The organism is Chitinophaga sancti, from assembly GCF_034424315.1.
GTDB lineage: Bacteria > Bacteroidota > Bacteroidia > Chitinophagales > Chitinophagaceae > Chitinophaga > Chitinophaga sancti.
The window spans coordinates 3,499,155-3,513,133 of sequence record NZ_CP139972.1; the positions used below are offsets into that span (position 1 = coordinate 3,499,155).

10 protein-coding genes are annotated in these 13,979 nt (G+C 38.9%); 8 read left to right on the forward strand and 2 right to left on the reverse strand.

The window, feature by feature from the left end; all coding sequences use genetic code 11:
- Positions 1 to 52 precede the first annotated feature (52 nt).
- The 7 genes from U0033_RS13450 (at position 53) to U0033_RS13475 (ending at position 8,972) form a co-directional block, all read left to right on the forward strand.
- The gene (locus U0033_RS13450; RefSeq protein ID WP_072365663.1) at positions 53 to 4,276 is read left to right on the forward strand and encodes a DUF6443 domain-containing protein; all 4,224 of its coding nucleotides are present in this window, start codon (positions 53 to 55) and stop codon (positions 4,274 to 4,276) included.
- A 6-nt stretch (positions 4,277 to 4,282) separates the two neighbouring features.
- Positions 4,283 to 4,669: a DUF2750 domain-containing protein gene (locus tag U0033_RS13455; protein WP_072365662.1), complete on the forward strand. Its 387-nt coding sequence runs from the start codon at positions 4,283 to 4,285 to the stop codon at positions 4,667 to 4,669.
- 122 nt (positions 4,670 to 4,791) lie between these two features.
- Positions 4,792 to 5,238 carry a DUF4265 domain-containing protein gene (locus U0033_RS13460; protein WP_083571881.1) on the forward strand — a complete coding sequence of 149 codons (447 nt, stop codon included), beginning with the start codon at positions 4,792 to 4,794 and terminating at the stop codon, positions 5,236 to 5,238.
- Positions 5,239 to 5,562: 324 nt separating this feature from the next.
- Positions 5,563 to 5,664, forward strand: a complete 102-nt coding sequence (locus tag U0033_RS33300) for an HNH endonuclease (RefSeq protein WP_407654243.1) — start codon at positions 5,563 to 5,565, stop codon at positions 5,662 to 5,664.
- Complete coding sequence (locus tag U0033_RS13465; RefSeq protein WP_072365659.1) at positions 5,664 to 6,392, forward strand: DUF4262 domain-containing protein; 729 nt, start codon at positions 5,664 to 5,666, stop codon at positions 6,390 to 6,392. The genes U0033_RS33300 and U0033_RS13465 overlap by 1 nt, the downstream gene beginning before the upstream one ends.
- Before the next feature lie 179 nt (positions 6,393 to 6,571).
- The gene (locus U0033_RS13470; protein WP_072365657.1) at positions 6,572 to 6,787 is read left to right on the forward strand and encodes a hypothetical protein; all 216 of its coding nucleotides are present in this window, start codon (positions 6,572 to 6,574) and stop codon (positions 6,785 to 6,787) included.
- A gap of 1,057 nt (positions 6,788 to 7,844) precedes the next feature.
- Positions 7,845 to 8,972, forward strand: coding sequence for a terpene synthase family protein (locus U0033_RS13475; RefSeq protein ID WP_072365654.1), 1,128 nt, complete (start codon positions 7,845 to 7,847; stop codon positions 8,970 to 8,972).
- Here U0033_RS13475 and U0033_RS13480 read toward each other — a convergent pair.
- Positions 8,954 to 10,693: an ATP-binding response regulator gene (locus tag U0033_RS13480; RefSeq protein WP_072365652.1), complete on the reverse strand. Its 1,740-nt coding sequence runs from the start codon at positions 10,691 to 10,693 to the stop codon at positions 8,954 to 8,956. The two genes, U0033_RS13475 and U0033_RS13480, sit on opposite strands and share 19 nt — an antisense overlap.
- Before the next feature lie 495 nt (positions 10,694 to 11,188).
- Between U0033_RS13480 and U0033_RS13485 the strand changes: the two genes are divergently transcribed.
- On the forward strand, positions 11,189 to 12,262 hold the full coding sequence (locus tag U0033_RS13485) for a DUF932 domain-containing protein (protein ID WP_072365651.1): 1,074 nt from the start codon (positions 11,189 to 11,191) through the stop codon (positions 12,260 to 12,262).
- A 77-nt stretch (positions 12,263 to 12,339) separates the two neighbouring features.
- Here U0033_RS13485 and U0033_RS13490 read toward each other — a convergent pair whose 3' ends face one another.
- Positions 12,340 to 12,666: a hypothetical protein gene (locus U0033_RS13490; protein ID WP_143150948.1), complete on the reverse strand. Its 327-nt coding sequence runs from the start codon at positions 12,664 to 12,666 to the stop codon at positions 12,340 to 12,342.
- Positions 12,667 to 13,979: the final 1,313 nt, after the last annotated feature.

Genomic DNA, 13,979 nt, shown 5'->3' on the forward strand with positions numbered 1-13,979 from the left:
TAGTCAAATTAGTCACCGCATCCCCTTACTATAATTATCAAAATCTCATAGCATGAGAAATATTAATAGCAAGATCTTTGTTTCAATTTTCGCACTAATTTTGTTTGCAATTACCCCGGCCTTTTGTCAAAATATTCCAAAGGAAATTGTACCGGTTAACGCCAGTGCTCCAGCCATTCCAGGTGCTTATTCAAATTCTAAGATAAATTATATAAGGACCTGGGAACCGGATATGCCTACATCAGACACTGCAGTCGTAAAATCTACGCTAAGAACGCCATCAGAGGTAAAACAATCCACAGAATACTATGATGGTTTAGGCAGAATTATTCAATCCGTTACAAAAGGTATTTCACCTGCAGGTAATGATGCTGTTAGCATGAACATCTATGATCCATTTGGGCGTGAGGTAGTAAAGTACCTTCCGTATGTACCTAAAACCGGGAATGTCAATGACGGGAGGTTTAAAACAGATCCGTTTAATGGGCAAAATGCTTTTTATAAGGATACATTGCTCAATCCGGCAGCTGCTGGAGAGTCTATTTATTTTGCAAGAACCATATTTGAATCCTCGCCTTTAAACAGAATTCAAAAGGAGTATTCACAGGGCAATAACTGGGCAGAGGAGGGCGGAAACCGGTCTGTACAAACTTCCTATCAGTTTAATACAATAAGCGATTCTGTCCGACTATTTGCATTAGCTGACGACGCGACTGTGCCCACCTCTACGACCATATATAAAGCAGGTACGTTATTCAAAAACATCGTTACGGATGAGAATAACCGGCAGACCATTTCTTTCGTGGATAAGGAAGGAAGAAAAATACTGGAAAGAGTTCAATCATCCTTCGCTCCAGGAATCGGGCATAGAGGTTGGTTGTCCACGTACTATATTTATAATCTAAGAGGCCAGCTGGCGTTTATCCTCCCTCCCAAAGCCGTTGATATCATTAAGGCAAGTTTCTCGATCTCCACAGCACTGGCAGCTGAACTATGTTTTTCTTATCGATACGACCTCAGAGGTCGAATTATCGAAAAGAAAATTCCGGGTGCGGAACCAGTTGAAATGGCATACGACAAAAGAGACCGCTTAGTTTTTTCAAGAAATGGCTTGTTAAAATCAAGATTTCAGTGCCAGGGATACTATTATGACTCTATCAACAGGCAAATTCAATACAATGTCTGCAACGATACAGCGTCTGTAAAAACAATACAGGCAGTTTTTGATACGATGACTGTTATTAGCCAATCTCCACCATTGCCATTTATACCCAACAATTGGATTATTCCGATGTCATATACTTATTATGACAAGTACAATTTTCCTGGTGCCAGTTCTTATACAACAACAGATATCAGTGCTAGCAGAGTAGGCAGTAATTCTTATCCGGAAACAATGCCCTCCAGCGCTTCCGCTATGACGAAAGGACTGGTCGTTGGTAAGCGATCATTTGTAATATCCGATACGGTATGGCTCACTACCACTTCATTTTATGATGATAAAGGAAAGGTAATTCAGGTTAATTCCGACAACTGGGCAAGAGGAAAAGATATAACAAATACCAGGTATGATTTCTCCGGGAAGATACTATCCACTTACCAGCGACACACTAATCCCAAAAGCAGATCAACGCCCTCATCAACTTTACTAACAATATTTCATTACGATGCAGCAGGAAGACCTGATTCACTTATTAAAACACTAAATGATAACCCTTTACTTCAAAAAGTAATCTGTCTTACATCATACGATGAGTTAGGCCAGAAAAAAAATGAACGTTTTGATGTAAATGCCTCCGGACAAATTGAAACCCTTAACTATTCCTATAATTTAAAAGGCTGGCTTAAATCCATCAATAAAAATTACCTAAACACAGCCAATAGTTCCAGCAATTGGTTTGGACTTGAGCTTTCCTACGATAATGGATTTGACAGTGTAAAATATGATGGAAATATTTCCGGAACAAAATGGAAAAGCGGTGATGATAATATCTCCCGGGCATACGGATATGGCTATGATCCAGTCAACAGATTAATATCAGCCTATTTTACCCAACAAAATGTTGGCAGCACTACCTGGACAAATACCCCTGTAAATTTTTCTGTTAGTGGAATAAGCTATGATGCAAGCGGCAATATATTTAGTATGAAACAAATGGGCATGAATGGCCCTATCTCCCAGACTATAGATAGCCTTAAATATTTCTATAGCTATGGTACTAATAGTTACACGAATAAGCTCTATTATGTGACAGATAAAGCCAATAATCCGGCTTCATTATTAGGAGATTTCCACGAAGCCAATAACACCGAAACGCAAGATTACTATTATGACCCCAACGGAAATATTTGTAAGGATAAGAATAAAAATATAGACACAATTTATTATAATGATTATAATTTACCCGCTATAATCAATATCCATAACCGGGGAGTTCTATATTACGTTTATGACGGCGAAGGCAACAAAGTTGGAAAAGTTATAATTGATACAGTCAGTTCACAACCCAGAGTCGTGCGAACAACCTATGCTAATGGGTTTGTCTACGTTAATAACAACAACACGCTTGATACCCTTCAATATATCAACCATGAGGCTGGCAGAATCAGGCCTGTATTTAAAACAGGACTTCCCACTCAATGGTCATTTGATTATTTCCTAAAAGACCATCTTGGTAATACAAGGGTTATTTTAGCAACCAGAAGAGATACTGCCACATATGCCGCAACAATGGAAAGTTCGGTAAGTGGGTTAGAAAATGCTTTGTTTAATAATATTGATAATACCCGGGCGCCTAAACCGAGTTATTACCCTAATGATCCTACAACCAATCCAAATGCTAATGTTGCCTTGCTAAATGGTGGAAGTGGTGGGCAAAAGATTGGCCCATCTAAAGTATTACGGGTTATGGCAGGGGATACTATATCCGTTTCGGTAAAAGCGGTATATCATAATGTCGGTGCCGCTACTTCAGCAAATACATCGTCTATTATGGTGGCCTCCATTCTGTCTGCATTTTCTGGGAACTTTGTTACAGATGGAGCACATAGTAGTGGAGGTGTAAGCTCTCCAATAAACAATTTAACCTCCAGTTTGTATGATAATTTGAGAACAAAGGATCCTGATCAGAACATTAGTACAAAACCTAAAGCATTCCTTAATGTAGCCGCCTTTGATGATAATTTCAATTTTGTTGATGAGAATAGTGTAGTAAAACAAGTCCAAGGCTTAGTTGATTCATTGTCTTCGCTAATAGTTAATAAGGTAGTTGTTAAGCGAACTGGTTTTGTATATCTATATCTTTCGAATGAGAGTGCACAGGATGTGTTTTTCGATAATCTAATCGTCGTACATAATAGAGGGCCATTAAAGGAAGTAACGCACTATTATCCTTTTGGTTTAACAATGGCTGGTATAAGTAGTCATTCTTTAGAGGGAAGTTTATATACGGAGAATAAGTTAAAGTACAATGGTATTGAATTTAATGAGGATTTTGACTTGGATGAGTATGATGCAAATTTTCGTACATTAGATCCTCAGACTGGCAGATGGGGGCAGGTTGATCCCAAAATCGACGAAGATATGGAGAGGTGGAGCCCTTATGCGTCGAATTTTGATAATCCCATTAGATATAATGATCCGTTGGGAGATGTTCCAGGTGGTGGCCCAACACCGGGTTTTGTCCAATTTGCACCATTGCTTTATGAAGCCCTTGTAGGTCTTTATGAGGCGGCTGTTGTGACAGGATCAGTTGCTTATGTCGCTAATAAATCAGATCAAATTAAAGAAGCTGTTTTAGCTGGGCCTGGTCCCATTGCGAATTCAAGTGTATCCATGGTGCCTGAGTCGATGAGGGCAGATGTTATGAATGGTGCACCAACGGCTACAGCCAAACCGGAAAAAGCTGCACCTGCGGGAGAATTTGCGTTTAAGGTTCCTGGTTTACTAATAGATGATAAGGCGGCCACGGTAAAACCCGAAAATTATGTTTTTGCAAGAAGAGGTCGAGGAGGGGCCCAGGCAAAACTTAAAGAAGTCGGAGATGATCCTAAGCAAGGCTCAGCAACTAGGGGTTGGATTAAACAGGAGCGAAACGCAATGCAAAGGGATCGAAAGGCTCGCCCTGGTATTAGAAATCCTCCTGGAACGGAATTGGCCCATGATCGCGGCAAAGAAGCTGCTAAAGGATACAATTATGATGATTCCAAATTAAAGACCAAGGAGCTTCACGATCTTCAACATCGAACTGAAAAGAAATTAAGAGACTCAAATTAATATTATATGCCGTCAAAAAAAGAAATTGAATCGGTTCTTCAACAGGATACGAAAACCCGCTTTGAATATGCTATTAAACGAATAGCAGGCAATGAGGAAGTATGGGTTGCTGAATATAATAATGAATTTTTATTAATGGGAGATGATGAAGATAATGAGGTTTTCCCATTATGGCCCCATGAAGAATATGTCCAGGTATTTTGCGATAATGGGAGACCTGATTATAAGCCCACCTCTATAACATTAGATGATTTTATTGAGTTGTATATTCCTGATTGTGAAAAGAAGAATCAAAAGATTGGTGTAATGCCAATGCCTAATGGTGCATCCGTGGTAGTTGATGTTGATATTTTTATGCAAGCGATTAACGCCGAACTAGATAAATACTTATAGGGAAATATTAATGATAGAAAAAAGGTGATATTTAAGGAATAAATAACAAAGGCGGCTCAATTGAGCTGCCTTTTAACATGACAGGGTTTTATCATGATAAATCAAAAGGAAATTAATAAAAGATGAGCCTAAATCAAAGCAATAATACTGATGTCAAAATTAAGTTAGTATATAAAGATTTTGATGGTAATATAAAAATTGAGAGTGTATGGGCAGAAAAAGTAGGAGACTATTATAAAATCCTCAATGTTCCCTTCTTTGCAGGTAATATTGCATATGGAGATATAGTAAGTATCGATGAAGAAGAAGGAGAAATGTATTTTGATGAATTGATTGAGCCTTCAGGTCATAGTACAATACAGATGATTATTTATGATAAGAATGGTGTAAGTAGAATCGGTGAGGAATTGGTGGCTTTAGGGTGTGATTGGGAGGGTAGTCATCTTGAAGGTTATATATCAGTAGATGTTCCTGCTACTATATCCTACATTCCCATTAAAGAGTATTTGGAACAGGGGAAATTGAAAAATTTGTGGGATTATAAAGAGGCATGCCTGGCTCATTCATAGTTGTTCGGGAATCACTATTCGATTATTAAAGTTAAGAAGGATATAATTTAATCTAAAGAAAGTACTGATTACAATAGAAGTAATCCTGTTACTATACAGGGAACTTTAACCTCTGCGACTTCGTTAGTTAATCTAGTCAAACCAATAAAAAATGTTGAAGAAGAGTGGCAAGGAAATTTACTTAAGCCTCCAAAAGGAAAGGGGAGCGTTCCTAAAGATCAAAGAGATCCCAAAAGAAATGTGACTGAAAAAGAGAAAGCCCAAATTTATGAAGAACAGAAAGGAGGGTGTGCAAATTGTGACGCAAAAACAGAGAAGAAAGATATGGAATTTCATCATGTTAAACGACACGCAGATGGAGCTAGATCAACTCCTGAGGAAGTAAAAGCAGTTTGTAAACCATGTCATGTTAAATTGCATAGCTAATGAATAAAGAAATATTTATCCAGAGCATAAGATCTGGCATTGAAAAATTTGGATATCACATAACTTATGTTATGCCCGATATTAGTCCTGGATTCGCTTATACAATTGGTCTAAGTGAGAAGTATAATTTTGAATTACTATTTGCCGGAGGGGTATTTTACATGCGAGAAGAAGTCGATAATCTCCTAAAGGGAATTTCTGTTAAATTAATTGAGAGAGAGGGTAAAAATTTCGATCCTATTACTCTTGATGGTTTGGGTGAATTTTCTCTTTCCCTGATTGACAAATCTTGGAGTAAATTATTGATGTTAGGTGTATATGATTATTATAAGACAGAAAAGGTTTATGCTTTTCAGATTATTCCGGATAAGAAACATTATACACTGGATATCCCTGATATGACTCAGGAATTTAGCACTAAAAATGAACCTGTATGGCAATGGATCGTCAAGGAATGGGAATATAATGTGCCTAAAGAGTCAAAGGTTGGTACCGACATATATTTTTTACAAGGGGAACCTCTCACAGAAATTGCGAGGTGGGAAGACAATTATTGGGAAATGTACCACCTCGATGGAGAAGAGGTTGAAAAAAAAGATATACGGATTGTTTCATTAGGAACCGTATTTGCAATAGATCCTTCAATTCTTCCGGCTTTTGAGCTCCCCTTAACAAAGGGATTGTTACGAGATAATTTTGAAGATCCCTGGAGAAAATGGAAATGGTAATTCTAAATTCTGAATAACAGAAATTTAAACCCTTTAGAGATTTATGTTTAAATAAAAACTATAATGGTATCTGAAATTTAGACCGGTAATTAAGATTGCAAAAAACATCTTAAATTGCCAAAAGAATAACAGAGCAGAGAAGAAGAAAATTCACTGGAGACTTCAAAGCGAAAGTGGTTATGGAAGCCTTAAAAGAGCGTAGTACAGTTGAAGAACTAGCTAAGAAGTATGATTTGCATCCCACGCAAATCAATACGTGGAACCGAGAGGCAGCAGCGAAGCTAGCAACATACAGCAACCTCATTATTGGTCGGGGTCTGTTTGAAGATCGTATTGTGGAAATGCAGCAACTAATGAAGCTAATACCGGAGATCCTAAAAAGACGAGGAAAATAGTTGAAGATGATTTCATTGTAGGAGACGGTGTCCCAATGTTGTAATTATCTACCACATTGTTGCAGTATGTAATTCCTCTTATCTAGTCTTTCCTATTTCCTCAATTAACGAAATGTTAACCGTCTGGGTTAAATGAACGACTTATATTTGGTTTACCGGTGTCTTTAAAGTTAACAAATTACGAAAGCAAATTGAGCCGACCAGAAGATCGGTTTCTAGAAACTAAAAAAGAGAAGGCAGCATTGTCTTCTCTTTTTAGTTGAATCTTTGGCATTGCCTTCGACCAGGTCCTTTCCCCTCAATCTCTCTTTCGCCAAGGATTTCCGGTTCAATTCCTAATGCGCTACTTGAAATGCCGATTGATAGATCGGAGTTTCAACTGGATTCATGATCAGCAAATCTCATGTAATTACCCAATAGCACGGACCACCAAATCTGCGTACAGGATTTGTCAGGTATGCGTCAATGTCAACCAGAAAAATTGGAGGAGCTAAAGCGCATTGCTGTTAATGAAGAATGGGCTAATTTTCTCATAGAGGGAGTTGCTAGTAATTTAAGATTACTGTTAAAGACTATTGAAATCGGGAAAGAAATCGTCAAGACGAACCATCCAGCCCAAAAACTAATTTCACCTAATAAACCAACATTTAAAATAGCGAACGGGATGTTCAGGTCTGTGGCATTGAAGGAACCCAATCATGCCAAAGTATACTGATGGGCTTTTTCGCTAATAGAACACTTACGGGTAGCTAGGTTATTATCCTGCCGAAGGAAATACAATGCGCATTACACCGCCATTCCAAAATGCACAGGTCGCCTTACCCTACTCAGTTTAATTTGTTTGCTGCAACCAGCTAATTAGAAGTGCTTCTTGTGTATAATATTCGCATGTTTTTAACCCTCTTGCACTTATATATTAATGGCTTTTTTTCTATTTTTTTTCTATCTGTTTATCAATGATATAGCTACTCATTGTTTCATTTTTGCAATCATTAAGGGGCCACAATTTCTGTACATTTCTTAATCATAATTTATCCTAACATCTAAACTTTTCACTATGAAGAAAGCAATTAAATTGCTGCGCGACTCTTTCCTTGTAGAATTTAAAGGTCACTACGACGCTTATCTCAACACACAGACCCAAAAACTATCGTTGCTTCGGGCTTTTTCATTTGGTGATTTCAATCTGAAGGATTATTGTACCAATTTCTATCCACACCCGAAAAAGAACGAATTACTTTATGGGGCTAAGCTCTTTTGCGACAAGTACGGAATATGGTTGGATACTGCCGCACAATATGTTACCTGTGCAATTTACCTTTTCCCGTCTGGTCACGAATTTAGAATGAAACCGCTTTTGCAAAATTGCGCCATAGATTTTTGGCTTAACGATACCTGGGGCAGGGAGCTATTCGCAGGATTGAATCCGGACGAAAAGGCTATAGCTCAACGGGTGATCAAAAAAATCTCAAAAGATACCGGCATTATGAATTCACATGTTAATGCTCATCCTATTGAATTGGCTACACGGGAAATGATGCTGGAATTCAAAAGGACCAGTCCCGCAGCCTGGTATCAGAAATTCTCCAGGTTGTACAACTACCATGTTAAAATCACTCATAAAGATCTCAACGCAGACCAGCTAGGCAAAATTTTAACGGTGGACGAATATATCAAACGGCGCTGCCATATCAGCGGTATGCCACATACCCTAACTTTTCTGGAATATGCGGAAGGCCAGTTTTTAAACACCATTTGGATGGAAAAAGTCGGCTTGAAAGAACAATTTGATCGGCTGAATTTTGTCGTGTCTGCAATTGGAGCCTTGATGAATGACCTTTTTTCTTTTGAAAAAGAGGTGATCGATCACCAATCGGACTGTAATCTGGTTGCAATCATCGCGTTAAATAATCCTTCATTTACCATAGAACAGACTTTACAGTTGGGCGCCAAAATTGTATGTGACTTACTGTCGGAATATCTGGAGCTTTCTCAGGAAATTCAGATGCGGGGTTATCTGTGCCTGCCGGATGCCAGAACAAAAGTTGACGCGCTGGAAAACTACCTCATTGGACTCAACCGGGTAGTCATGGCCAGCTGGATATGGCAGATTTCAACCACCCGTTATAAAAGAGAGTTATCCATCTGGGAGGAAACAACTATTCATCAAACCGCTATCGTCTGATCAATGATCATTTTCTGGATTGACAATATTGCTGAATAAAATTCATTGAAGTCAATCGGTTTATTGATGTAAGCGTCAGCATTATATTGGAATGAACTCCCATGATTTGAACTTACACGCTCACCGCTTGCCATGATCACTGGAATATCTCTCCACCGCTGGTCTTTCTTCAGGATCTCCAAAGTTGCCGGACCATTCAAATTTGGCATATTATAATCTAAAAAGATTAGATCAGCGGGCTTTTTTTCCATAGCATTTATTAGTTCGCTTCCATCGGAAAAGCAGTGAACGGTTGCATTTAAACGGGTCAGCAGGATTTTCAACGCATAGGCACTCATGGCCTCATCTTCGGCAACATATACCCTGTAATTATCCAATTGAATCATTTTGACATCATCGACTTTGGGAATGTCTTCAGTATTTCCTTTGATAAAAGGCAATTTGGCAAAAATTGTGGTAATATTGTTTTCACTGCTGATACCCCATGTTCCTCCTAATTGTTGTACAAACATATGAATTACTGCCCCACCCAATCCTGAACTTTCCTTCTTACCTGTGCGGTCTGCTTTGAAAGGTTTCATTAGATTACTAAGAGTAGCTTTAGGTATATTGGGCCCTTTGCTACTGACAGAAAGGGTGAAATATCCGTCACCATTATTCCTTATCGTTAATATTATCTCACTGTTATTGTTTCCATATTTATTAGCGTTACCGACCATATTGATCATTATAGAATGTATGATATTAGGAAAACCTTGTACGGCCTGTGGCATATCACAAATGTTGGCAACCAACTTCTGATCTTTTTCTTTCAACAAGGATCGGATTAAATTATTAAGGTCTGCAACCCTTTCAGCCATTGAAAACGTAATGACTTTTAAGCCATTGTTCAATTGCGATTCTGAAAGCGTCAGGATATCATTGATCAAACCTTTGATATCCCTTAGTGCCGTGAGTTGATCATTCACCGCCTCTTCCATTTTATCGCTGCTTCTGCTCTCCGTAAGTTCTTCCTGTATCCTGATGGCGTTTGCAAATATGGCATTCAAGGGAGTTCTTAATTCATGATTAAGTGCGGCGATAAAAAGTCTGTTGTGATAAATTGTTTTGTTCAAACCAGGATTGCGATCATATTGAGACACTAAAGGACGGCTGATCAAAAATGTCAGGAATATAATACCAAACAGTGAGGATTCGCGCAGAACAATACCCGCTCCAAAGGAAATATTGAAAGGATCTACATTCAATGGAATAAAGTGGAAAATTTCCAGTAAAATAAGCGTACCCACCGCGGCAACCGATGCATAACGTCGCTCCCTTTTTTGATAAAAGACCAGAAAATTAATGGCGTTTAACCACACTATCAGTGCTTCCAGGTTAATATACTTGCGCATTAATAATCCGAAATAAGATACAGCCAGACATTGAACCATATAGGTCATTAAACCTGCACCGTCATACTTCTTAACAGCGTTTAAATGAAAGGTCAGGCAGACCAGCGTGAATTCTATAATTGCAGGTACTATAATGTAAGGACTTTTGGTCAAAATTGAAAAAAGCGGGCCGATAGTTAAGATCAGTAAGCCAAGCGTTATATTCAGGGTATTGACGAAGACAACTTGCCTTACTCTTTCTTCTGGTAATTCTTCGCTAATACCAAGTCTCTTTACCTGTTGAAAAATAACAGCCAGGCGAGAAACCAGAATTGAGGGTTTAAACATAACGAGTTGATGTTTTGGTCGAAATTCAAAGGATTGCTAAAGTTCCAATTTTTCTGATTTGACAAAGTTACCAATTGCTTCGTTAATGCCAGTTAACATCGTGTTAACGCAGTTTGATTTCTCAGCATCAAAAACTGCTATTCAATTTACGCCATCTGCGCGGCTTGAAATTTATCCGTTTTAGCTTTCTGCAAATCACACCTAAATCCTGGTTGCCTTCATCACCGTGAATGCCCTGCTAATAAGCTTGATTAGTCCTGAAATCCTGTTTGGAAGGAAGGCGGCTAAAGGACTTGCGAAATTAGGTCAGGCCGCTTATTCCGAGCGCATAAATGCCGTCTCGTACCTCGCCGTCATCCTGACGGAACTTTATAGCTCTCCATAATCTTACCTAACCAGTTCTGATTGCCGTCTTTTAACCGCTTTCCTTCCAAAACAGGGTTCAATCGGGGAAAAAGAAGAGAAAGAATTTTTCATTACTAAAAAATTATTAACATGGCACACGAACTGAATTTCAACGAGACCACAGGACAGCACAGCTTTTTTTCAGTAAAAGAGATAGCATGGCACGGATTGGGCCAGATAGTTCAGGATTATCCGACAAGTGCAGAAGCACTGAAATTTGCACACCTTGACTTCACCGTAGAAAAGAGGCCAATTTTCACGGGTAATGTATCCAGTTCCCAAGATGAAGGAGCAGGGGAGATGACGATTCCTAACATAACCGTACCTGACTATTTTGCAACCGTTAGACAAGATAACAACGCGGTGCTAGGGGTAGTTGGTAAAGACTACCATATCGTCCAAAATACGGACGCATTTGCCTTCTTTGACGCGATCGTTGGCGGCGACGGCATACAGTACGAAACTGCCGGAGGACTAGGAAAAGGAGAGCGTATATTTATTACTGCAAAACTTCCCGGTTACATCAAAGTCGGCAACGATGATCTGATTGAAAAATATCTATTTTTAACAACCAGCCATGATGGAAGCGGCAGCATCACAGCGGCGTTCACACCCGTTCGCATAGTTTGTGCAAATACATTACGGGCAGCACTGGCAAACATGACCAATACCATTAAAATTCGTCATACAGCCAACGTACAAGAGCGCCTTAAGCAAGCCCATCGCCTGATGGGTATTTCAAATAACCTTTCTAAAGAAATGGAGGGAGTTTTCAACCAGTGGTCAAAGTCACGTATATCAGACGCCGGTGTGAAAAAATTGATTCAATTGGCATTAGCCCCAAGTAGGGAGGTACTGGCGAATGTTAAAGCGGATCGGATGGACACCCTCACCTCCACTTTTAACAACATGGTAGACGCTGCGTACGAATACGGGATGAGCAACCATACACAGCAGATGGAAACCACTGAAGGAACCGTATTCGGAGCTTACAACGCAGTAACCGGTTTTTTCCAGAATGTAAGGAAATATAAAACTACTGAGGATAAGGTAAAATCTATATTACTGGGTGGTAATGCACAAATCAAAACTCAAAACGCTTTTAACATTTGCATGGAAGTAAGTAAAAAAGGAGAAGAATTCCTGCAGTTTAACTGCAACTGATCAGGATTTTCAAGAAATCGCGGCGCCCTGAGGGGCGCTGTGGTTTTTCTATACCTAGGATCTTCAGCAGCCATAAACTACTTCTTTTGCCTTTTCTTTGGAGCCTTCTGTGCTTTTCTGGCATATCTTAAAAACAAAACTAACTTTACGTAATCCTCATCACTGGCACTACTCATAGCCGCGGCGATTTCTTCAATTTCATCCAAATTCATCTTACCGACATCTGCAATTCTATTGCGTAATTTGTGTTCCTTGATAGTAGTGTCCTCTATAATATCCTTTCTTTCAACAACTGAAAAGAATTGTTGAATAGTCTGAATCGTTTTATCCGCGATTCCATTTTTAGACAGTTTGTATCTTGTTATTTTATTGGTATCGTCCAACCCTGTTGATTTACTGCTCAAACTATAAAGATTTTTTCAATACGGTACAATTTAAGCCGTCAATGGCAATAAACAGTCACAACCGGTTAATATTCGCCTACAATGGCGTATTTACGTCAATTATGACAAAATTTCGCCGTTTTGGACGTTTGTTTGCCGTTTTGGACTTTTTTTACTATCTTCATTTAAGATTGGAGCTAAACCCGCACGCCGTAGGCGGCCAAACTATCTATTTTTATTCGTTATGTCTCACTCTAAGCGATCCAGGTGCCGTAAAGGCACGTTTTTCGGGATACCCGTTGCTGCCTCACAGGAGGTAGGAACCGGCATACTGGTTATTGACTTAGGGGGGACAATTCTTCGGCTAGCAAGACCTTTAGCATTATGTGATTTAATTGACCAATGCCCAGATATAGCGCCACCAACTCTGCAGTATATCGTTGATTGGGCAAATACTTATTTTGACAGTAAAAACAATTCTGACGGCAATCTGATACAGCCACTTTCGCAGCGGCTGTAAGTAATTATATTTGTTAGGTTTTTCTCTGCAATCTGTATGTAACTCTAAAGTTGGCATAGGAAATGAATGGGATCGGTGTCGACCGATCCCTATAAATTATTATTCAGCTCTATTACCATTAAGGAGGCCTCTCCTGTCGGAATATGTAGATCAAGTCATCTCTTTTGTAGGAAGCATACATTGTAAAAAATTTCATAAATTGTTCCATCCGTGTTACACTAACTAAAGAGAAGTCATATCACGTTATGGCTTCTGTCACATGTTTATTTTGAGGAAGAAATAGTTAACAACATCTTTTTTACTTGCTCCCGAGCTGTCTATGCAGCTGGTATAGTAGGAACAAAATGAAAAAAGTACTCTTCCTCTAAAAAATAAAGTAAAACGCTTGTGAAACTTACGACATCCAACTCAATGATAGACGGTTAATAATTTAGTTTAAGGATCTATTAATCTTTTAGCTCGAGTAGAACTTTAGCATTAACAGGTAATACCTGCATTGACCAAAAAATTATAAAGAAAGAAAATCATAAACATTGAAACAGATCGCCCCTTTGCATCCAGATAGTACAAATCCTTTGCATACTCTTGTGGAGGAAGAATCCCTTGAATCAAGAAAGTTATTCGAATTTTTTCCATCGCTATGCTCCAATTGACTTTCAAATTAGCGAATCTGAATATGTCCTTATTCAACAAGGCCTCATTGCTCTCATCCCGGAATAATAAAGCCACATGGTGTTTCACTTAAAATTGATTAGCAAGCTCCTCTCGACTTGGAACATTCTATAAATTAAAAATATCAGAATGAAGGCTGAAA

Coding starts and splice junctions, on each gene's coding strand:
- U0033_RS13450 (WP_072365663.1), top strand. CDS start 53: ATGAGAAATATTAATAGCAAGATCTTTGTTTCAATTTTCGCACTAATT.
- U0033_RS13455 (WP_072365662.1), top strand. CDS start 4,283: ATGCCGTCAAAAAAAGAAATTGAATCGGTTCTTCAACAGGATACGAAA.
- U0033_RS13460 (WP_083571881.1), top strand. CDS start 4,792: ATGAGCCTAAATCAAAGCAATAATACTGATGTCAAAATTAAGTTAGTA.
- U0033_RS33300 (WP_407654243.1), top strand. CDS start 5,563: ATGGAATTTCATCATGTTAAACGACACGCAGATGGAGCTAGATCAACT.
- U0033_RS13465 (WP_072365659.1), top strand. CDS start 5,664: ATGAATAAAGAAATATTTATCCAGAGCATAAGATCTGGCATTGAAAAA.
- U0033_RS13470 (WP_072365657.1), top strand. CDS start 6,572: ATGGAAGCCTTAAAAGAGCGTAGTACAGTTGAAGAACTAGCTAAGAAG.
- U0033_RS13475 (WP_072365654.1), top strand. CDS start 7,845: ATGAAGAAAGCAATTAAATTGCTGCGCGACTCTTTCCTTGTAGAATTT.
- U0033_RS13480 (WP_072365652.1), bottom strand. CDS start 10,693: ATGTTTAAACCCTCAATTCTGGTTTCTCGCCTGGCTGTTATTTTTCAA.
- U0033_RS13485 (WP_072365651.1), top strand. CDS start 11,189: ATGGCACACGAACTGAATTTCAACGAGACCACAGGACAGCACAGCTTT.